The organism is Azospirillum himalayense (genome assembly GCF_042657465.1).
GTDB classification, from domain to species: Bacteria; Pseudomonadota; Alphaproteobacteria; order Azospirillales; family Azospirillaceae; genus Azospirillum; species Azospirillum himalayense.
Map to the genome: position 1 here is coordinate 305,222 of NZ_JBHSLC010000118.1, position 18,734 is coordinate 323,955.

18 protein-coding genes and 2 tRNA genes are annotated in these 18,734 nt (G+C 68.1%); 11 read left to right on the top strand and 9 right to left on the bottom strand.

The features are described from left to right. Window positions 1-230: 230 nt before the first annotated feature. Complete coding sequence (locus ACFPMG_RS33365; RefSeq protein WP_377000242.1) at window positions 231-647, bottom strand: flagellar assembly protein FliX; 417 nt, start codon at window positions 645-647, stop codon at window positions 231-233. 252 nt (window positions 648-899) lie between these two features. Here ACFPMG_RS33365 and ACFPMG_RS33370 point away from each other — a divergent pair, with 252 nt between their 5' ends. The 7 genes from ACFPMG_RS33370 to ACFPMG_RS33400 all read left to right on the top strand — a co-directional run bounded on the left by ACFPMG_RS33370 (window position 900) and on the right by ACFPMG_RS33400 (window position 7,281). Next, on the top strand, window positions 900-2,078 hold the full coding sequence (locus ACFPMG_RS33370; protein WP_377000244.1) for a flagellar basal body P-ring protein FlgI: 1,179 nt from the start codon (window positions 900-902) through the stop codon (window positions 2,076-2,078). Then, window positions 2,078-2,473 (top strand): rod-binding protein, encoded by a 396-nt coding sequence (locus ACFPMG_RS33375; RefSeq protein ID WP_377000246.1) that lies wholly within the window; start codon window positions 2,078-2,080, stop codon window positions 2,471-2,473. Before ACFPMG_RS33370 ends, ACFPMG_RS33375 begins: the two co-directional genes overlap by 1 nt. Continuing rightward, window positions 2,466-2,981: a flagellar basal-body protein gene (locus ACFPMG_RS33380; protein WP_377000248.1), complete on the top strand. Its 516-nt coding sequence runs from the start codon at window positions 2,466-2,468 to the stop codon at window positions 2,979-2,981. The genes ACFPMG_RS33375 and ACFPMG_RS33380 overlap by 8 nt, the downstream gene beginning before the upstream one ends. A 226-nt stretch (window positions 2,982-3,207) precedes the next feature. Next, the gene (locus ACFPMG_RS33385) at window positions 3,208-5,271 is read left to right on the top strand and encodes a flagellar hook-length control protein FliK (protein WP_377000250.1); all 2,064 of its coding nucleotides are present in this window, start codon (window positions 3,208-3,210) and stop codon (window positions 5,269-5,271) included. 49 nt (window positions 5,272-5,320) lie between these two features. Continuing rightward, window positions 5,321-6,049, top strand: a complete 729-nt coding sequence (locus ACFPMG_RS33390; protein WP_377000252.1) for a flagellar hook assembly protein FlgD — start codon at window positions 5,321-5,323, stop codon at window positions 6,047-6,049. 214 nt (window positions 6,050-6,263) lie between these two features. Next, window positions 6,264-6,587, top strand: a complete 324-nt coding sequence (sciP, locus tag ACFPMG_RS33395; RefSeq protein ID WP_051657784.1) for a CtrA inhibitor SciP — start codon at window positions 6,264-6,266, stop codon at window positions 6,585-6,587. Between the two features lie 238 nt (window positions 6,588-6,825). Further along, window positions 6,826-7,281, top strand: a complete 456-nt coding sequence (locus tag ACFPMG_RS33400; RefSeq protein ID WP_377000254.1) for a MaoC family dehydratase — start codon at window positions 6,826-6,828, stop codon at window positions 7,279-7,281. 86 nt (window positions 7,282-7,367) lie between these two features. Here ACFPMG_RS33400 and ACFPMG_RS33405 read toward each other — a convergent pair. Then, a tRNA-Lys gene (locus ACFPMG_RS33405) sits at window positions 7,368-7,443 on the bottom strand. A gap of 76 nt (window positions 7,444-7,519) precedes the next feature. Continuing rightward, a tRNA-Lys gene (locus ACFPMG_RS33410) sits at window positions 7,520-7,595 on the bottom strand. Window positions 7,596-7,890: 295 nt separating this feature from the next. On the opposite strand from ACFPMG_RS33410, the gene ACFPMG_RS33415 reads away from it, so the two are divergent. Then, a complete protein-coding gene (locus tag ACFPMG_RS33415) occupies window positions 7,891-9,423 on the top strand; it encodes a class I SAM-dependent methyltransferase (protein ID WP_377000256.1) in 1,533 nt (510 codons plus the stop codon). Window positions 9,424-9,438: 15 nt separating this feature from the next. On the opposite strand, the gene ACFPMG_RS33420 is transcribed toward ACFPMG_RS33415, so the two are convergent. Both ACFPMG_RS33420 and ACFPMG_RS33425 read right to left on the bottom strand, forming a co-directional pair. Then, window positions 9,439-10,236, bottom strand: coding sequence for a DUF2243 domain-containing protein (locus ACFPMG_RS33420; protein WP_377000258.1), 798 nt, complete (start codon window positions 10,234-10,236; stop codon window positions 9,439-9,441). A 66-nt stretch (window positions 10,237-10,302) separates the two neighbouring features. After that, a complete protein-coding gene (locus tag ACFPMG_RS33425) occupies window positions 10,303-12,078 on the bottom strand; it encodes an ABC transporter transmembrane domain-containing protein (RefSeq protein ID WP_377000299.1) in 1,776 nt (591 codons plus the stop codon). A 390-nt stretch (window positions 12,079-12,468) separates the two neighbouring features. Between ACFPMG_RS33425 and rpmE the strand changes: the two genes are divergently transcribed. Continuing rightward, the gene (gene rpmE, locus ACFPMG_RS33430) at window positions 12,469-12,693 is read left to right on the top strand and encodes a 50S ribosomal protein L31 (RefSeq protein WP_014241009.1); all 225 of its coding nucleotides are present in this window, start codon (window positions 12,469-12,471) and stop codon (window positions 12,691-12,693) included. A gap of 96 nt (window positions 12,694-12,789) precedes the next feature. On the opposite strand, the gene ACFPMG_RS33435 is transcribed toward rpmE, so the two are convergent. Further along, window positions 12,790-13,197, bottom strand: coding sequence for a DUF1465 family protein (locus tag ACFPMG_RS33435; RefSeq protein ID WP_377000301.1), 408 nt, complete (start codon window positions 13,195-13,197; stop codon window positions 12,790-12,792). A gap of 279 nt (window positions 13,198-13,476) precedes the next feature. On the opposite strand from ACFPMG_RS33435, the gene ACFPMG_RS33440 reads away from it, so the two are divergent. Next, entirely contained in the window at window positions 13,477-13,938 is a 462-nt protein-coding gene (locus ACFPMG_RS33440; protein WP_038526830.1) for an Hsp20 family protein, read from the top strand. Between the two features lie 83 nt (window positions 13,939-14,021). Here ACFPMG_RS33440 and ACFPMG_RS33445 read toward each other — a convergent pair whose 3' ends face one another. The 3 genes from ACFPMG_RS33445 to ACFPMG_RS33455 form a co-directional block, all read right to left on the bottom strand. After that, window positions 14,022-15,878 (bottom strand): sensor histidine kinase, encoded by a 1,857-nt coding sequence (locus ACFPMG_RS33445; RefSeq protein ID WP_377000261.1) that lies wholly within the window; start codon window positions 15,876-15,878, stop codon window positions 14,022-14,024. A gap of 131 nt (window positions 15,879-16,009) precedes the next feature. Further along, entirely contained in the window at window positions 16,010-16,807 is a 798-nt protein-coding gene (locus tag ACFPMG_RS33450; RefSeq protein ID WP_377000263.1) for an alpha/beta fold hydrolase, read from the bottom strand. A gap of 10 nt (window positions 16,808-16,817) precedes the next feature. Then, window positions 16,818-18,128, bottom strand: a complete 1,311-nt coding sequence (locus tag ACFPMG_RS33455; protein WP_377000265.1) for an O-acetylhomoserine aminocarboxypropyltransferase — start codon at window positions 18,126-18,128, stop codon at window positions 16,818-16,820. A 258-nt stretch (window positions 18,129-18,386) separates the two neighbouring features. Here ACFPMG_RS33455 and ACFPMG_RS33460 point away from each other — a divergent pair, with 258 nt between their 5' ends. After that, entirely contained in the window at window positions 18,387-18,638 is a 252-nt protein-coding gene (locus ACFPMG_RS33460; protein ID WP_377000267.1) for a type II toxin-antitoxin system Phd/YefM family antitoxin, read from the top strand. The last annotated feature ends 96 nt before the right edge of the window (window positions 18,639-18,734 follow it).

The window sequence follows — 18,734 nt, forward strand, 5'->3', positions numbered from 1 at the left end:
GATCCGGGCGGCGCGGAGTATAGGTAGGCGCATCGGCAACCGCAACCCTGCGCTTCGCCTATCGAAGCACGAACAAGCCCTTGGAGAAGCAAAGTTTTGTGAAAGCTTCTGCGATAGCCGTACGGCCGATGCCGAAAAGCCGGTCCTAGGATCGGGAAGGCCGGCGACACCAGACCACCCTGCGCTGGGTCCATGGGCGGCCCCACGGGCCGTGGAGCCGGAAAAGGCGCTCAGGGGGTGAGCTTCGCCAGCTCGACCTGGGCGCGCAGGTCGATCTGATCAAGAATGTCGGCCAGCCGCGGATCGTCCACATGGACGCGGCGCGACTGCACCACCTTCACGAGGTCCATCAGCTTCTGCGCCGGAAGCGTGCCGGCCAGAAGCCCGTGCTGGATCTCCTCCAGCTTGTCGAGCATCTCCTCGGCGCGCATTTTGCCGCGCGACGCGCGTGCCGTGGCGTCGTCCACTTCCTGCAACGCCAGCACGCTGGCGATGCCGGCCAGCGGTGCCGCGGCGTGGACGCCCTGGGCGGCGTTGGTCTCGCCGACGAGCTGCTTGGAAAAGGACGCACCGGATGAGCCTTCGGCCTTCCCTGTGCGCCGGACCGAGCTGCTGCCGCGAAGTTTTCCGGGGCCTTCGACTTTCATGTTCCGTGCAACCGGTTTCGGAAAAGCGCGATACTCTAGATGGAAGCACCTTAACATCCGGTCAAGGTTTGCCGCAATCGGGCAAAAATTGCCCCGCTTCCGTGGCATAAAGCGGTTGGACACGGTGCCAATTTCCGGCCTTTTCATCCACCGCCGCCGCTTCCCCTTGCCGATCCTGCCCTTTGCCTGCCATCCGCGTCTCTGGCACGCCGTTTGTATGGGAAGGGACAGCCGTTGAGGAGTGTCCCCGCCATGACCGCCACCGCCCTGCCCCGCGCCGTCCTGCGCCATGCCGTCATGCCCCGCGCCGCCGTTCTGCTGCGCGCGGTCGCCATGCTGGCCGCGCTGGCCGCGGCGCTGCTCGCGCTGTCGGCGCCGGCCTCGGCCTCGTCGGCACGGATCAAGGACGTGGTGGACGTCGAGGGCGTGCGCGACAACATGCTGATCGGTTACGGCCTGGTGGTCGGCCTGAACGGCACGGGCGACAGCCTCAACAACTCGCCCTTCACCGAGCAGAGCCTGGTCGGCATGCTGGAGCGCATGGGCGTCAACACCCGCGGCACCAACCTGCGCACCAAGAACGTGGCGGCGGTGATGGTGACGGCGACCCTGCCGCCCTACTCCGCCCAGGGCACGCGCATCGACGCCACCGTGTCGGCGATGGGCGATTCGAAGAGCCTGCTCGGCGGCACGCTGCTGGTCACCCCGCTGCTGGGCGCCGACGGCGAGGTCTACGCCGTGGCCCAGGGGCCGATCGCGGTGTCCGGCTTCTCCGCCCAGGGCCAGGGGGCCAGCGTGACGCGCGGCGTCCCCACCTCGGGCCGCATCTCCTCGGGCGCCATCGTCGAGCGCGAGATCCAGTTCTCGCTGGCCGAACTGCCGGTGCTGCGCCTGTCGCTGCGCAACCCGGACTTCACCACCGCCCAGCGCGTGGCCACCGCCATCAACATCCAGCTCCGCGGCAATCGGGCGCAGGCCACCGACCCCTCCTCGGTCCTGCTGAGCGTGCCGGAGGCGCGGCGCGGCGACATCGTCGGGCTGATCACGGAGATCGAGCAGCTCCGCGTCACCCCCGATCAGGTCGCCCGCGTGGTGGTGGACGAGAAGTCCGGCGTGATCGTGATGGGCGAGAACGTCCGCATCTCCACCGTCGCCATCGCCCAGGGCAACCTGACGATCCGCGTCACCGAAACGCCGCAGGTCAGCCAACCCGGCCCCTTCAGCCAGGGCGAGACCGCCGTGGTGCCGCGCACCGACATCCAGGTGGACGACCAGTCGAACAATCGCCTCGCCGTGATGAATTCGGGGGTGACGCTTCAGGAGTTGGTACAATCCTTGAATGCGCTTGGCGTGGGTCCGCGGGACATGATCGCCATCCTTCAGTCGATCAAGGCCGCCGGAGCCCTGCAGGCGGAGATCGAGGTGATCTGATGGATACGACGCTTTCCCTTCCAGGCCTTCCGCCCCCGCGCCTGCCCGCGGCCGCCGAGCGCGCCCAGAGCAACGCGCAAGCAGGCTTCCGGACGGCGGTGCGGACCGATCTGGTCGATCCCAAAAGCGCGGAGAGCAAGGTGGACCCGGCGGTCCGCGCCAAGCTCCGCCAGTCCGCGAACGAGTTCGAGAGCGTCTTCGTCTCCCAGATGCTGGGCCACATGTTCGACGGGATCGAGGTCGACCAGACCTTCGGCGGCGGCCATGCCGAGGAGATGTTCCGCTCCATGCTGACCAACGAATACGGCAAGCAGGTGTCCCGCAGCGGCGGGTTCGGCATCGCCGATCAGGTTTACCGCGAGCTTCTGCGCGCACAGGAGGGCAACCATGGATAAGGTCGACGTCCGTTTCCCGCAGCCGTCCAAGGCTCCCGCCGCCAATCTGCCCAAGAACGCCGAGGAGCGCGCCATCGCCCTGGTCGAGCTGATGAACCGGCTGAGCGCGCATCTGGCACGCGAGACCGAGGCGGTGATGCGCCACTGCACCAGCGCCGAGCTGGCCCGGCTGGGGCGCGAGAAGCAGCCGATGACGCTGGTCTACGAGGAGGTGTCGCGCTTGCTGCGCGTGGACCGCGAGGGCATGGCCGCCCTGCCCGACGAGACCAAGGCCGCGTTGCGCGAGGCGACGCGCGGCCTGTACGAAGCGTCCGCCGCCAACGCCGACGCACTCCGCCGGAACAGCGCGGCGCAGAAGATCCTGGTGGACACCGTGGTCGGCGCCATCAACCGCGCCCGGCAGACCACCACCCCCGCCTACGGCACCGCCCCGGTTCCGCCCCGCGCGACCTACGTCACGCCGAGCCACGGGCCGTCCACCTCCGCCACGCTGAACACCCGGCTCTGACCCGCGTCAGCACCCTCAATATCCACAGGAAGGGCCGTCCGACCGGGCGGCCCTTCGGCGTTTGCCGGGTCCGGCAAGAAGCGCCGGTCACCCGGCTGAATTTGCCGCCTTGCGGACGGAACTGCCGGGCGCGGAGGCTCGAATGGACAGGCCGGCTCCGGCCTGAAACTGGCCCGTTAGTTGCTTCCCAACGGGGAGCACCTGTCCGCTTCGGGGAATCCCTTCCATGGCCATCCAAACGACCGTCGCGCCCTCCGCGTTCGAAAGCCTGGTCAGGGGCCAGACCTCCTCCAGCCAGAACTCGGCTCCGCGAAGCGACAAGTTCGCCTCGATGATGGATCGGCTGATCAGCGAGGCCACCACCCGCAAGCGCGATCAGCTCCAGGCGGAGACCGCGGCGCAGGACCGACGCAACGCCGCAGCGGGCGCCGCCGACCAGGCTGCCGCCAACAGGGCCGCTGACCGCAAGGCCGCCGATAGCAAGGCCGCCGATAGCAAGTCTGGGGAGCGCGGTCCGCCGTCCCGCCCAGACCCCATTCGCGCGGAACCGCCCAGGCCGCGTCAGGCCTCCGAAGCCACCGCACAGGCCGACGCTCGCGCCGCCCGCAAGGACGAGGCCCAGCGCACCGCCGAGCGGAGGGACGCCCGCGCGTCCGATGCGGCCAAGGCCGGCGACTCCGCCCACGCGACGCGCACCGAACGGCGGGAGGCCGCCGCCGCGGACCACGCCGCGGCGAAGGACGCGAAGGCCGCCGGCGCCAAGGCGGCTCAGGAGGACGGTTCCGTCAGGCCGATGCCCGTCGACGCCGCCTCCTTGGCCGACACGGCGGAGGAGACTCCGCCGGAAGAGTCCAGCGGCGCGACGGGCGATGGCACCACGCAGGACGGTGCCGGCGATCAGGCGGCCGAGGACGGGAACGGTGAAGCCGTGATTCTCGACCTGACCGTCACCGTGACCGAGACCACCGTGGAGCTGATCACCGCCGACCAGTCCAACACCTTGACCGACATGGAGGCCACCCTGTCGCTGGCCGTCGCCCCGGTGGCCAGCGGCACACCGGATGGCGAAACCGACAAGAATGATGACGCCGCTGCCGTCGGCGCGGTCGATGCGGCGGCTCCGGCCGAGGCCACGCCCCCCGGCACCCCGACTCCGGACGGTGCAGGGGCTCCTACGGCCATTGACGCTGCCGCCGAAGCCGCTTTGGCCGCTGCCCTGGCAGCCACCGCTGTTCCTCATCAGGACGGAAAGGCCAAGGTCGCCACCGACGAATCCGTGAAGGCCACGGCCAAGCCGGTCGCGGAAACGCCTCCGGTGCTGGCGGACGCCGCGCCGGTGCCGGCCGTCCCGGCGGGGGGGCCGCCGATCGATGTGCCCGCGCCCCACGCCGAGGCCAGGGACGCCGCCAATGACAAGCCGGCGCAGGCCGCCGACGCGCTGCCCTCCGGCGCCCTCCCCCTCGCCGACCTGCCGAACGACGAAAACGCGCCGCTGCCGCAAACCCTGACCGATCTCGCCGCGGCAAAGGCCAAGGGCACGACCCGGACCGGGGCCGACGGCGATGCCGGAGCCAACGCCGGCAACCGCGGCAACCAGGACCCGAGCGGCAACGCCGCCCTGGCCCAGCCGCCGACGCCCCAGGCACCGGTTGCCGACCCGGCAAAGCCTGCCGGGCAAAGCGCGTTCCTGACAGCCGCCGCCGCGGCTGCGGCATCGGACGCCGCCCCGCCGGCCGACGGCTCCCTGCACGCCACCACCCCGACGCACCCGGTCTTCGCCGGGATCGAGGGCGTGCACACGACAAGCGGCGTCGAGACGGGGCTGACCACCGCCCAGCTCCGCCCGTCCCGCGGATCCGCCGGCCTGCCGATGGGCGTGCAGGAGCAGGTGGGCGTCCACATCAGCAAGAACGTGTCGGACGGCAACGACCAGTTCACCATCAACCTGCGCCCCGCCGAGTTGGGCCGCATCGACATCAAGCTGGAGATCGGCCAGGACGGGCGGGTCACCGCGTCGGTGGCCGTGGAGAAGGCCCAGACCCTCGAACTTCTGCAGCGCGACAGCCGCAACCTGGAACGCGCCTTGCAAGACGCTGGGCTGAAGGCGGACAGCAACAGCCTCAACTTCAGCCTGCGCGGCGAAGGCGGCCAGTCGTTCCAGGAGTCGGGACGGCAGGGCGGCTCGGGCCGGCGGGGCCGCGGCTTCGGCGGCGGCACGGGCGAGGGGGAGGATGCGCAGGCCGCCTACACCCTGACGCTGGCCCCCGGCCGCGTCGACATCCAAGCCTGACCCCGAACGTTCAGACCAGCCGCAGCCATTCCAGCGAAGGACGACGACCATGGCCACCACCAACACCGATTACGGCAGCAGCTGGAACCTGAACCAGACCAAGACGAAGACCGACACCTCAACCAAGACCACCAAGACCGCCGACGAGCAGAAACTCGACACCGCGGTGAAGGGGCTGGGCGATAACTTCGAGCATTTCCTGAAGCTGCTGACCACGCAGATGCAGAACCAGGACCCGCTGAAGCCCATGGACACGAACGACATGACCAAGCAGCTGGTCGACTTCGCGAACGTGGAGCAGAACATCGGGACGAACAGCCGCCTGGACAAGCTGCTGAAGCTGCAGAACGCCTCGACCAATTCGACCAACCTCGCCTATCTGGGCCGCACGGTCACCTTCGAGGGTGACAGCTTCGACTACACTCAGGGCATGACGGCGGCCCCGCTGGCCTATGAGCTGGAGAAGTCGGCCAAGTCGGTGCGGGTGGACATCCTGGACAGCCAGAACCGCCTCGTCCGGTCGATGACCGGCGAGACCGCCGCGGGCACCAAGCATGTCGTGAACTGGGACTTCAAGGACGACGGCGGCAACGCCGTCCAGCCGGGCCAATACCGCCTGAACATCGCCCCGGTGTCCGAGAAGAAGGACGACATCATCAAGGCGACCCCCTTCACCTTCGGCACGGTCAGCGGCATCGGGTCCAACAAGGACGGCGAAACGGTGGTCTCCGTGGGCAGCGTCGAGGTTCCGCTGTCCAAACTCTCCAAGGTGTTCTGAGGACGGATTCCCGTCCCGCTTGAGCGTTTTCCGAAGGCATGGGCAAAGGCATGGGCAGGGGTCCGGGTGGGCCCATGCGCCATGCCTTTTATGCTTAAAACATTAACCCTATCGTTTAGGCTTTTGTTAAGCGGAGAAGGGGTAGGTTACCACCAAATCGTGGAATACACTGCTGATGGTGGAGCGTCCGCGCATGTCATCTCGCGAGCTTGAAATGAGCGACGATGGCTCCAGTGGAGCGTCGGTCATCGGTCCAGCAGGACGGCCGATGACAGAAAATGATCTTCCCCCTCCGGACACCAAGCGCTGGGTGATGCGGCGCAAGGCGGAGGTTGTGGCCGGCGTGCGTTCGGGGCTGATCAGCCTTGAGGAAGCGTGCCGCCGCTACACCCTGTCCGTGGAGGAATTCCTGTCCTGGCAACGGCTGATCGACAGCCACGGCATGCGGGGCCTGCGCGCCACGCGGCTTCAGGACTATCGTGGGAACCAACCGCCGCCGTCCGTGCGCAGCCGCATGGCCAGCACCGCCGCCGAATAGGCGCCTCTCGCTCACCCTCCGACCGGACCAGACCGCCGCAGGCCAGCCCTGCGGCGTCGTTGTTCTATGATTCGTCGAATTTGGTGCCTCGACGCGTTATCGATGGGCATTCCCCTCCCCCGACATTTTACATCCCGACAGCTTTGCAATTTTTGCGTGGCAGATATCGCTTTTATTCCCGCCCCGCAAAGATTAACCCGGAGCGGCAAGGCAACCAGCCACGGGAGTCCACCGACCCATGCGCTATCTTGACGATTTGACCCCTGGCGACCGCTTCACCGGCGGCCCGGTGACCGTGACCGAGGAGGACATCGTCGCCTTCGCCCGGCAGTTCGACCCGCAACCCTTCCACCTCGACCCCGAGGCGGCACGGGAGAGCGTGTTCGGCGGGCTGGCGGCCAGCGGCTGGCACACCGCCGGGCTGACCATGCGGATGATCGTCACGGGGGACGGCGCGCTGGCCGGCGGCTTCGTCGGGATGGGGGTGGAGGACATCCGCTGGCCCAAGCCCACCCGCCCCGGCGACGTGCTGCGCATCGAGAGCGAGATCCTGGAGGTCCGCGTGTCGGCCAAGCGCCCCGACCGCGGCATCGCCCGCGTGCGCACCACCACCCTCAACCAGGACGACGAGACCGTGCAGCAGATGACCGCGAACCTGCTCGTCCCCCGCCGCCCCGGCCCCGCTCCGGAGTGACGGCGCAAGCGATGCCCCAAACGCACAAAGGGCCGCCCGAGGGCAGCCCTTTTGTGTGCGTCGCTGTCGTGCCGTTGTCTTGGGAATGGTGGGCGCACAAGGACTCGAACCTTGGACCCGCTGATTAAGAGTCAGCTGCTCTACCAACTGAGCTATGCGCCCATTCCCATCCGGGCACGAAATTGCCCGGCGGCATGAAAGGGATCTTGGGAACGAACCCTTTCGGTCCTGAAAGTGATGGTGGGCGCACAAGGACTCGAACCTTGGACCCGCTGATTAAGAGTCAGCTGCTCTACCAACTGAGCTATGCGCCCATCACTTCTCGTTCACACCGGCACCGGAGCCTTCGTCTCTGCGTCAGGGGGTGCCTGACCGTATCGACTAGGGTTCCTGTCCGGCCAAGCCGTCGTCCCGGCCGGTGTGGCGCGGTTTATAACGAAGGGTCCGGGGCTTGTCGATACCAAAATGGATAGGATCGCATTTTTTTGCGGGGCTCGTTCCGGCTCCGCACACACCCTTTCCAGCCATCCTTCCAGCCGCCTTCTTTGACAGCCTGCCAAGCCCGGCGCTATCACCCTTCCCCAGCGGATGACGGAGGGGTTGGGGACCATGCAGGGCTGGACCGAGGGCTATGTGGGCGGGATCGGCTACATCCACGCCTTCTATCGGGAACTGTCTCCGGCGCTGCTGTCCTTCGCGCTGACCCTGCGCGGCTGGAGACCCCCGATGGACCTCGCCGGGTCCTTCGCCTGTGCGGAGATCGGCTGCGGCCATGGGGTGAGCAGCGCCGTCCTGGCCGGCTGCCATCCCGACGCCCGGTTCGAGGCGGTGGACTTCAACCCCGGCCACATCGCCGGCGCCCAGCGCCTCGCCGCCGAGGCGGGGCTGGGCAACGCCGCCTTCCGGGAGGAGAGCTTCGCCGAATACGCCCAAGGCGGGTCCAAGGACCTGGACATCGTGACTTTGCACGGCGTCTGGTCGTGGGTCAGCGCGGAAAACCGGGCGATCCTGGTCGAAATGCTGAAGCGTCGGCTGAAGCCCGGCGGGCTGGTCTTCGTCAGCTACAACGCCCTGCCCGGCACGCTCGCCTACATGCCGCTGCGCCGCGTCCTGGTCGAGCATTGCGCCGACCGCACCGGTCCGCTGCCGGAGCGGATCGAAGAGGCCGTGGCCTTCGCCAGCCGGCTGACCGCCCTGAGCGCCGGCTGGTTCGCCCAGGCCGACACGCTGCCGGCGCGGCTGGACTCGCTGAGACGCAAGTCGCCCAACTACATCGCGCACGAATATCTGAACCGCGACTGGACCGCCTTCTACCACGCCGACGTGGCGCGGGAACTGGCCGCGGCCAAGCTCGACTTCGCCGGCCCCGCCGTCCCCATGGAGCAGATGGACGAGTTGTCCTTGCCGCCGGACGCCGACGCCCTGCCCTTGCTGGCCGAAGCGCGCGATCCGGCTTACCGCGAGACGCTGCGCGACCTGTTGACCAACCGCGCCTTCCGCCGCGACCTGTTCGTGAAGGGGGCGGAGCGGCTGACCGCGGCGGAGCGGCGGGAGCGGCTGCGCGCCACCCGCTTTGCCCTTCTGGTGCCGCCCGACGATCTGCCGGAGGTGGTGCTGGCCCCGGTCGGGCGGGTGCCGCTGCCCCAGGACCTGCACGGCCCGCTGGCTGAGGCGCTGGCCGCCGGCACGCCCACGCTGGCCGAGTTGGCCGCCCTCCCCGCTCTGAACCGCCATGGCGAGGAGGCCGTGCTGAGCGCGCTGATGATCCTGACCAGCCTCGCGCTGGCGTCGCCCGCCCTGCCCGAGGCCGGTCAGGCGGCGCGCGCGCTCCAGGCCGACCGCTTCAACGCCGCCATCCTGGAGCGCAACCGCCGCGACGACACGCTGGACACGCTGGCGTCGCCCGTCCTCGGTTCCGGTGTCGCGGTGTCACGGTTGGAGGCGCTGTTCCTGCTGGCCCGGCGCACCGGCACCGACCCCGCGGCGACCGCCTGGGAGGCCCTGTCGGCGGATGGGCTCGCCCTGTCGCGCGACGGAGCGCGGCTCGCCGGGGAGGAGGCGAATGTGGCGGAACTGCGCGCCCGGTTCGACCGCTTCACCCGCCTGCGCCTGCCGACGCTGTGCCGCCTCGGCGTGGCGTGACGAACGAACGGCCGTTCAGGTCCGGAACCAGTCGAGGCAGCCGGTCGGCAGCAGCGTGTTGCTGACCAGCAGGGCGCCGTGCCGGTACAGCACGGTCGGGCTGCCGCCCTCGCCGAGGTCGATGGCCCAGAGCTGGCCGGAAGGGTCCTGCCAGACCGCCCGCCCATCCACCGCCGCGACGGCGGCAAACACGTCTACCGCCGTCGTGCCGGGCTGGAACAGCACCATCACCGTGGTCACGCCCGGCGGCGGCAGGGCGGCGACCGGCCCGGCGATCAGGACCGCCAGCGTCAGCGCGACCGGTGCGGCACGTCCACCGCCGCTAGCTCCCCCGCCGCGCCGCAACCGCCAGCCCACCGCGACGACGGCGACGCCGAAGACGACGAACCACAGCAGGTCCCAGAGCAGCGGGGTCGCCGAATCCATGCGGATGCGGTGGATGCCGAGGATCCAGTGGGACAGGACGCCGTCGAGGATGTGCCAGACGCCGAAGCCGATCAGCGCGTTGGCGAACAGGAGACGGTCCGCCCCCGCTTCGGCGAACCGGTGCCGGCTCCGCCAGAGCAGCCACAGACCGCCGGCCGCGACGACGTACATCGCGGCGTGGAACAGGCCGTCCGCCAGGATCTGGACGCGAATGTCCTGCACGGCCGAGGACTCCACCGCCGACAGCAGATGATGCCATTGCAGCACCTGATGCAGCAGAATCCCGTCGAAGAAGCCGCCCAGCGCGAAGCCCAGCAGGTATCCCGCCCAGGGAAATCCCGCTGCCGCCCGTGCCGATGAAGGGAAATGCGCCGTGTCTGAGGACATGGCCCGACAACCGCCGCAAGCGCGGACGGGTTCCGGACCCGGCGTCCGAACGGCGGCAGAAGCTCCTTACCCGCCGACCAGTCCGGCCTCGTCCGCCGCGCGGTCGAACTGGAGCGCCGCGAGGCGGGCATAGAGGCCGCCTTCGCGGACCAGATCGGCGTGACGTCCGGTGGCGACGACGCGTCCCTGCTCCATCACCACGATCCGGTCGGCGTTCAGGACGGTGGCCAGACGGTGGGCGATGATGATCGTGGTGCGCCGGGTCATCAGCCTGTCCAGCGCGTCCTGCACCATGCGCTCGCTCTCCGCGTCGAGCGCGCTGGTCGCCTCGTCGAGCAACAGCACCGGCGGGTCGCGCAGGATGGCCCGCGCGATGGACAGGCGCTGGCGCTGCCCGCCGGACAGGCGCACGCCCTTCTCGCCCAGGAAGGTGTCCAACCCTTCCGGCAGCGCCTGCAGGAACTCCAGCGCGTGGGCCGCCGCGGCGGCGGCGAGCACCTCGGCGTCGGTGGCATCCGGGCGCCCGTAGCGGATGTTCTCCCAGGCGTTGGCGGAGAAGACCACCGGGTCCTGCGCCACGAGGCCGAGCCGACGCCGCACCTCCACCGGGTCGGCGTCGCGGACGTCCACCCCGTCCAACATGACCGCCCCGGCCTGCGGGTCGTAGAAGCGCAGCAGAAGCTGGAACACCGTGGATTTGCCGGAGCCCGACGGGCCGACCAGGGCCACCGTCTCCCCCGGCTCGATCTCCAGCGAGAAATCCTTCAGCGCCGCCCAGTCCGGCCGCGACGGATAGTGGAAGCGCACGTTGCGGAACGACAGCGCGCCCTCCGCCGGTTCCGGCAGGGTGCGCGGGTTTGCCGGGGCGCGGATCTCCGGTTCGGTGTCCAGCAGGTCGAACAGCCGCTCCGTGGCGCCGGCGGCGCGTTGGAGGTCGCCGGCCACTTCGCTGATCGCTCCGACCGAGCCGGCGACGACCACCGAGTAGATGACGAAGGCCGAGAGTTGCCCCACCGTCAGCCGCCCGGCCAGCACGTCGTGCCCGCCGATCCACAGGATGAGGCCGACCGAGCCGAACACCAGCACGATGACGATCATCGTCATGATGGCTCGCACCGTCACCCGCCGGCGGGCGGTGGCGAAGGCGTCCTCCACCCGCGCCCCGAACAGGCTGCGGTCGATCGTTTCGTGCGTGTAGGCCTGCATGGTGCGGATGGCGCCCAGCGTCTCCTCGACGAAGGAGCCGAGGTCGGCGATCTTGTCCTGGCTGGCCCGCGACAGGGCACGCACCCGCCGCCCCAGGATGATGATCGGCAGGATGACCACCGGCACGCCCAGGAACACCAGCCCCGCCAGCTTCGGCGAGGTCACCAGCAGCATCACCGTGCCGCCGACGAACATCAGCGTGTTGCGCAGCGCGATCGAGACGGAGGAGCCGACCACGGTCTGAAGCACCTCCGTGTCGGTGGTCAGGCGCGTCAGGATCTCGCCGGTCTTGGTGGTCTCGAAGAAGCCGGGGGACAGCTTCACCACATGGCTGTAGACGGCACGGCGGATGTCGGCCACCACCCGCTCGCCGATCCAGCTCACCAGATAGAAGCGCCCGAAGGTCGAGGCCGCCATCAGCACGATGACCACCAGCAACACCAGGAGCGCCCGGTCGAGCAGCGCCGAATTGCCCGCGACGAAGCCCTGGTCCACCAGGACGCGCATCCCCTGCCCCAGCCCCAGCACGGTCCCGGCGGCAACGGTCAGGGCCAGCATGGCCCCCATGATCTGCAGCCGGTATGGCCACAGGAAGGGAAACAACCGGCGCAGCGGCGAGAGGTTGCGGCGGCGCATTCCGGCGGAAGGCGTCGCTTCGGACACCGGATCGGATTTCGATGACGGACGGGACACCAGGGCTCCCCAGCGGCAGGAGTGTGCAGGCGGTGCACGGGGGCAAGCCCGGCATATAGCAAGGGGGGGGCGTATGAACAAGGTATGGTTTGGCGAGCGAACGGAACCTTGGAGGCGCGGAGGCACAGAGATCGCGCCGGCGACGCCCCGTTCCAAAGGCGTTTGATCCTCCGTGACTCCGTGCCTGCATGATGAATGATGTGGCGGTACAGGGAAAGCGGCGGCCGTTCGGAACCGCACCGCCTTTACGGCCGCCTTCCCGGCGCAGGAACGCGGTTGCATCATGCCGCATGCTTTGCTATAGACCGCGCTCGCTTTGCAGGAACCCCGGCCATGAAGACTGATATCCATCCCGACTACCACGAGATCAACGTGGTGATGACCGACGGCAGCACGTTCAAGACCCGCTCCACGATGGGCAAGCCGGGCGATACGCTGCGCCTCGACATCGACCCGAAGTCGCACCCGGCCTGGACCGGCGTGCAGAAGCTGCTGGACACGGGCGGCCAGATCGCCAAGTTCAACAAGCGCTTCGCGAGCTTCGGCCTGAAGAAGTAAGCTTCTTCGCCCGCAAAACGAAAAGGGGCGTCCGGTCCGCCGGGCGCCCTTTTCGCGTTTGCGGCTTCTGTTTGCGGTCTTCCGGGAGGTTGGCCCTCAGCCGGCCAGCGCCACCGCGTCGCGGGCACGCTCGTCCAAGCGGGCGACGCGCATGTAGAGCCGGTGGCTGCGCTCCAGAAGGCTGCGCAGCCCCTCCGGAAGCTGTTCGTTGTCGGGGCCGGAGGGATCGGTGCAGATGTCCCCGCCCGACAGGGCGAAGTCATCGCTCGCCGCCTGCTCACGGGTCATTTCCCCGGCATGGACGGCCTTTTGGGCCAGAAGCCAGGCCATGACCTGGGTCAGGCGGCTGGTCACCCGCATGGATTCGTACGAGATCTGAAGCCGGACCTGGGGCGGCAGCGCCCGATGGCTGACGGCGTCGTGATAGGCGATGTAGTTGCGCGCCTCGATCAGCAACGCCATCGTCTCGTCATAGGTCCCGTTGAAGAAGGTCGGTGTTGCCATCACGGCCGTACCCCTCCCGCGGCCGAGTGGCCCGATTCCGAGCCTCGCCGCAACTGATTAACAATCGATGAGTGGTTGTGGACCCCCGCCGCCCGCCCTGTGGGCGGGGGCAGCGCGGCCCGCCGATTTTCAAAAAGCGCCCTCTTGAACGGGCAAGTCGCTCGCTTATCTGTCGCGGTGTCGGCGGACGCCCAGTTGGGGTTCGCCGGAACCGCAAACCGGGGGACCGACGATGATCGTGGTCTCCGCTCGCTGTATCGCTCATCTGGAGGATATGTCATGCGCTCCTACGACCTTTCGCCCCTGTTCCGTTCGACCGTCGGGTTCGATCGCCTCTCGCGTCTCCTGGAGAACGCGATGACCGGCGACGAGGCCGCCGCGTCCTACCCGCCCTACAACATCGAGAAGACGGGCGACGACGCTTACCGGATCACCATGGCCGTCGCCGGCTTTGGCCCGGAGGACCTGGAGATCACCGCTCAGCAGAACTCTTTGGTGGTCACAGGGAAAGCTAAGAAGGAACAGGAGACCGGCCAATTCCTCTACCGGGGTATTGCCGGCCGCGCTTTCGAGCGCCGCTTTCAGCTTGCCGACTTCATCAAGGTGGGCAACGCCAATCTGCTGAACGGGCTGCTCCACATCGATCTGGTGCGCGAGGTGCCGGAAACGATGAAGCCGCGGACCATTCAGATCGGCACCAACGGCACGGCGAAACCCGCGCTGACCCAGCAGGCCGCGTAACCGGAAACCTCCACACGTCGGCACGGCGCTCCGGGAAGCCGGGGCGCCGTTTTTGCGTCCGCAGGAAGGTCTCGCCGTCCCCGTCATCCGTCGGCCATGACGCGACCCGGCGGCAAGGCCACGGTCACCGTGGTTCCCCGCCCTGGCGCGCTGTCGATGCGCAGCGCGCCGCCATGCGCCTCGACCAGCCGTTTCGAGATGGACAGGCCGAGTCCCATTCCCTCGTAGCGCCGCGCCATCGACTGATCGACCTGCGCGAAGGGCGTCATCGCTTTCGGCAGATCCTCCGCCGCGATGCCGATCCCGGTGTCGGTCACCGCCAGTTCCAGCCCACCATCCCCCCAGCGGCGTGCGCGGATGAGAACAGGCTCGCCGGGATTGGAGAACTTGACGGCGTTCGACAGCAGGTTCACCAGCACTTGCCGCAAGCGAAGCGCGTCGCCGGTCAGCGTCGGCAAGCCATCTTCCAGATCGATGTGGATCGGCACGCCGCGTTTGCCTGACTGGATGGCGACGAGATTCAGCGCCTCCCCCACCAGGGCGGACGGATCGACGGGGGTTTCGTTCAACCGCAGCCCGCCGGCTTCGATGGTCGTGATGTCCAGGATGTCGTCGATGATCGCCAACAGATGCTCGCCCGATTGGCGGATGGAGCCGGCGTAGTCGATGTAGCGGTCCACCTCCGCCGCGCCGAGCAGCCGCATTTCGATCACCTGGGCGAAGCCGATGACCGCGTTCAACGGAGTCCGCAGTTCGTGGCTCATGATCTGGAGGAAGGTCGACTTGGCGCGGTCCGCCGATTCGGCGGCTTCCTTCGCGGCGATCAGGTCGCATTCGGTCCGCTTGCGCGCGGTGATGTCGCGGATGATGCCGGTGAAGACGCGGCGCCCGCCCGTTTCGACCGCGCTCACCGACAACTCGATGGGGAAGCGGTCGCCGCCACCCCGCACCGCCACGGCCTCCCGCACGGCGCCGGCGCCTTGGGCCTCGCCGCCCGGCTGGTAGACGGCCAGCCCGCCATCTTGAAGCAGCGCGCCGATATCCGGAATCAACCGGTCGATCCGGCTCCACAGCATGTCTGCCGCCGGGATGCCGAACATCGCCTCCGCCGCCGGGTTGAAGCTGTGGACGATGCCCTCCCCGTCCATGGTGACGATGGCGTCGGCCGCGGCGTCCACGATGGCGTTGGTCCGGGCTTCCGCCATCAGCAGCGCGTCGGCGGTCCGCACATATTCGGTCATGTCGGTCAGCGTGCCGACCCAGCCCTTCACCCGCCCGCCCGCATCGGCCAGCGGCGAGCCCTGGCACAGGGCGAAGGTGATCGTGCCGTCGGCGCCGCGGAAGCGGACATTCAGGAGAATGGGCTGCCCCGCCGCCACGGCCTCCGCCCAGTCCGCCTCCAATCGCAGGCGGTCGTCCGGATGCAAGGCCGCACGCCAGTCATGGCCATGCGGGGCATCGGGCGACAGCCCGGCGATGGCGGCGAAGCGTGGGTTGGCGGAAACGATGCCGCCGTCGCGATCCGTCTGGAAAATGCCGACCGGGGCGGAGCGGGCCAGCGTCCGGTACCGCGCTTCGCACTCCCGCAGCCGTTCCTCCGCCTCCAGCCGGTCGGTCACGTCGCGGGCGTTGATGACGATTCCCTGGACGTCGGGGTCGTCCAGCCGGTTCTGCGCCGTCACCTCCATGCGACGCCATCCGCCCGCCGCGTGGCGCAGCCGGCAGGCGATGGGACCGACGATGTCGGCGGACGTTCCGTCGCCGTGTCGGGCGAGACACCGGGCGACCACGTCCCGGTCTTCCGGATGGACCCAGTCCAGCACGGCTGTCCCCAACAGCGTCTCCGGCGCAACGCCGAGCGCGCTCAGCGACGCGGCTCCCACATCGGCGAACCGCCCGTCCGGCGACACCAGGGCGACGACATCACCGGCAGCCGCCATCAGGGCATGAACAGACCGCTCAAGACTCCGCACAGCTCACCATTCCACATCGTCACTCCAGTGCAGAACAGTAAGGCGTGAATCCGTTAACGATTCATGATGGGCCTGTAATCAACGAAGAAATGACAGGCCTAACGCGCAGAAAACCGAGTCGCGAAAGCATCTGTGGTTGCGTTTGGCGCTTCAGTCATAACCATATGGCCTATGCCGGACAGCAGAACGACTTCGGAGCCACTGACTTTGGCGGCAAGCGCCTTGCCGGACTTCGCCGGTGTCATGCGGTCGACTCCGCCCAGCAGGAACAGCGCCGGGCAGGACACCGCCGCGGCCGCCGCCCCGCCGCGGACATAGGCGTTGCAGGCGCCCAGATCGACGCCCAGAACGCCGGGCCGCGCCCGCTGCATCAAGCGCCGCCCGCCGGGGAGGAGCGACAGCCCGGGTGCCGGCGCACCGCCGACATGCCCGCGCGGCCCATGCCCCCAGCCGACGACCAGCTCGATGGCGGACGGATCGTTCAGCGCCGCGGCGGCCAGCAGGTCGGGATGGACCGGCATCGTTTCCGCCACCCCCAGCAGGGCCAGCGATTCGACGCGGTGGCCATGCCGCGCCGCGGTTTCCAGGGCAACCAAGGCGCCCATGGAATGGCCGGCGAGCGCCGCCTTGGCCACGCCCGCCGCGTCCAGCAGCGCCACGATCCAGTCGGCCAACGCCTCGATGGAGGGGATCGGCGCCCCGCCGGACCGGCCATGGCCCGGCAGGTCCACCGCCAGGACCGACCGCCCGTGATGGGCGAGGTAGCGGCTTTGCAGGCTCCACACCGTGTGGTCCATGCCGGCGCCGTGGATGAGCACGATCGTCGGCAGAGCCGAATCGAAGGGCCGCCCGCCGGTGTGGGCGTAGACGGATTGGCCGTTGACGATCAGGTCCATGGCAGCCTCCTCACGCCTTCGTCGCGGCGCGCAGCGCCTGGCGCAGATCGTCGATCAGGTCGTCGCAATCCTCCAGTCCGATGGACAGGCGGATCATGTCCTCCCCCACCCCGGCGGCGGCGAGCGCCTCGGCGTCGAGCTGGGCGTGGGTGGTGCTGGCGGGATGGATGACCAGCGACTTGGCGTCGCCGACGTTGGCGAGGTGGGAGAACAGCGCCAGCTTCTCGATGAAGCGCCGCCCGGCCTCCCGCCCGCCCTTGATCCCGAAGGAGATGATCGAGCCGGCGCCGTGCGGCAGGAGCTGGGCGCGCAGCCGGTGGTCGGGATGATCGGGCAGCTCCGGATGGGTGACCCAGGCGACGCTGCCGTTCTCCGCGTAGGCCTCCGATTCGAGGAAGCCCAGCACCTTGCGGGTGTTGTGGATGTGGCCCTTCATGCGCAGCGGCAGCGTCTCCACGCCCTGGAGGATCTGGAAGGCGTTCATCGGGCTCATGCAGGCGCCGAAATCGCGCAGGCCCTCGGCGCGGGCGCGCATGACGAAGGCCGCCGGCCCGTACTCCTCCGCGAAGTCGATGCCGTGATAGCCGGCGTAGGGCTCGGTCAGGGTCGGGAACTTACCGGACGCCTCCCAGTCGAAGGCGCCGCCATCGATCACCACCCCGCCGATGGCGACGCCGTGCCCGGCCAGCCACTTGGTGCAGGAATGCATGACCAGATCGGCGCCGAAACTCAGCGGCTTGCACAGATAGGGCGTGACGAAGGTCGCGTCGACCATCAGCGGCAGACCGGCCTCATGCGCGATGGCCGACAGGCCGGGGATGTCCAGCACCTCCAGCCCCGGATTGCCCAGCACCTCGCCGAACAGCAGCCGCGTCTCCGGCCGGATCGCCGCACGGAAGCCGTCGAGGTCGCGCGGATTCACGAAGGTCGTGGTGATGCCGAATCGCGGCAGCGTGTAGGCCAGCAGGTTGCGGCTGCCGCCGTAGATCGAGGAGGAGGCGACGATGTGCCCGCCGGCGTCCATCAGCGTCATGATGGCGAGCGTCAGGGCCGCCTGGCCGCTGGCCGTGCAGACCGCGCCGACACCCCCGTCCAGGGCCGCCAGCCGTTCCTCCAGCACCGCCACCGTGGGGTTGGAGATGCGGGAGTAGATGTGCCCCGGCCGTTCCAGGTTGAACAGCGAGGCGGCGTGGTCGGTGTCGTCGAAGACGTAGGACGTGGACTGGTAGATCGGCACCGCCCGCGCCCCGGTGGCCGGGTCGGGCCGCTGGCCGGCGTGCAGGCTCAGCGTGTCGAACTTGAGGAACTTGGCGTCGGCCATTCCCTTCCCCCTGAAAAAGGTAAGGGCCGCCCGTGGTGCGAGCGGCCCTCTGCTGCTTCGTTTTATTGCCTGCCCTGCTCAACTCGGTGAGCTGATTTGCGGCGAGGGTATGGCTGGATGACGCAAAGGTCAAGTGGAGCGTTCTTAATAGGCTTCCAACGTCAAAGCTAGACAGGCACTCCAATCGATTTCTCCTTGACGTAGCCATTTTAGCTAAATAAGCTATTGAAGCTAGTGTGGAAGGAGGTGAATCACAGCATGCAATCGATTCCGGCGACAGAAGCCAAAAATCGGTTTGGGCAAGCGATTGAACGTGCGCTTGTTGAACCGGTTGCTATTACCAAGTCAGGCAGGCCGGTAGTTTTCATGATTTCTGCGTCTGAGTATAATAGACTGACAGAAATCGATGAGTATCTTCTTGAGCAAAAAGCTCTTGAAGCCGAGAAAACCGGATACATCACAGAAAAGGAGTCAATAGAGCTTATGGAAAGCTTGTCATCTATCAAATAGATGAAAGAAAACGCAAGCACAAAGAACGCATACACAGGAGAACTTCATGATACCGGAAAAAAACTTGTCCCTGTTCCTTCTAATAATTGGAACCCT

Bases quoted from the DNA above. Each gene is read 5' to 3' on its own strand.
- ACFPMG_RS33365 (WP_377000242.1), bottom strand. From the start codon at position 647: ATGAAAGTCGAAGGCCCCGGAAAACTTCGCGGCAGCAGCTCGGTCCGG.
- ACFPMG_RS33370 (WP_377000244.1), top strand. From the start codon at position 900: ATGACCGCCACCGCCCTGCCCCGCGCCGTCCTGCGCCATGCCGTCATG.
- ACFPMG_RS33375 (WP_377000246.1), top strand. From the start codon at position 2,078: ATGGATACGACGCTTTCCCTTCCAGGCCTTCCGCCCCCGCGCCTGCCC.
- ACFPMG_RS33380 (WP_377000248.1), top strand. From the start codon at position 2,466: ATGGATAAGGTCGACGTCCGTTTCCCGCAGCCGTCCAAGGCTCCCGCC.
- ACFPMG_RS33385 (WP_377000250.1), top strand. From the start codon at position 3,208: ATGGCCATCCAAACGACCGTCGCGCCCTCCGCGTTCGAAAGCCTGGTC.
- ACFPMG_RS33390 (WP_377000252.1), top strand. From the start codon at position 5,321: ATGGCCACCACCAACACCGATTACGGCAGCAGCTGGAACCTGAACCAG.
- sciP (WP_051657784.1), top strand. From the start codon at position 6,264: ATGAGCGACGATGGCTCCAGTGGAGCGTCGGTCATCGGTCCAGCAGGA.
- ACFPMG_RS33400 (WP_377000254.1), top strand. From the start codon at position 6,826: ATGCGCTATCTTGACGATTTGACCCCTGGCGACCGCTTCACCGGCGGC.
- ACFPMG_RS33415 (WP_377000256.1), top strand. From the start codon at position 7,891: ATGCAGGGCTGGACCGAGGGCTATGTGGGCGGGATCGGCTACATCCAC.
- ACFPMG_RS33420 (WP_377000258.1), bottom strand. From the start codon at position 10,236: ATGTCCTCAGACACGGCGCATTTCCCTTCATCGGCACGGGCGGCAGCG.
- ACFPMG_RS33425 (WP_377000299.1), bottom strand. From the start codon at position 12,078: ATGCGCCGCCGCAACCTCTCGCCGCTGCGCCGGTTGTTTCCCTTCCTG.
- rpmE (WP_014241009.1), top strand. From the start codon at position 12,469: ATGAAGACTGATATCCATCCCGACTACCACGAGATCAACGTGGTGATG.
- ACFPMG_RS33435 (WP_377000301.1), bottom strand. From the start codon at position 13,197: ATGGCAACACCGACCTTCTTCAACGGGACCTATGACGAGACGATGGCG.
- ACFPMG_RS33440 (WP_038526830.1), top strand. From the start codon at position 13,477: ATGCGCTCCTACGACCTTTCGCCCCTGTTCCGTTCGACCGTCGGGTTC.
- ACFPMG_RS33445 (WP_377000261.1), bottom strand. From the start codon at position 15,878: ATGGCGGCTGCCGGTGATGTCGTCGCCCTGGTGTCGCCGGACGGGCGG.
- ACFPMG_RS33450 (WP_377000263.1), bottom strand. From the start codon at position 16,807: ATGGACCTGATCGTCAACGGCCAATCCGTCTACGCCCACACCGGCGGG.
- ACFPMG_RS33455 (WP_377000265.1), bottom strand. From the start codon at position 18,128: ATGGCCGACGCCAAGTTCCTCAAGTTCGACACGCTGAGCCTGCACGCC.
- ACFPMG_RS33460 (WP_377000267.1), top strand. From the start codon at position 18,387: ATGCAATCGATTCCGGCGACAGAAGCCAAAAATCGGTTTGGGCAAGCG.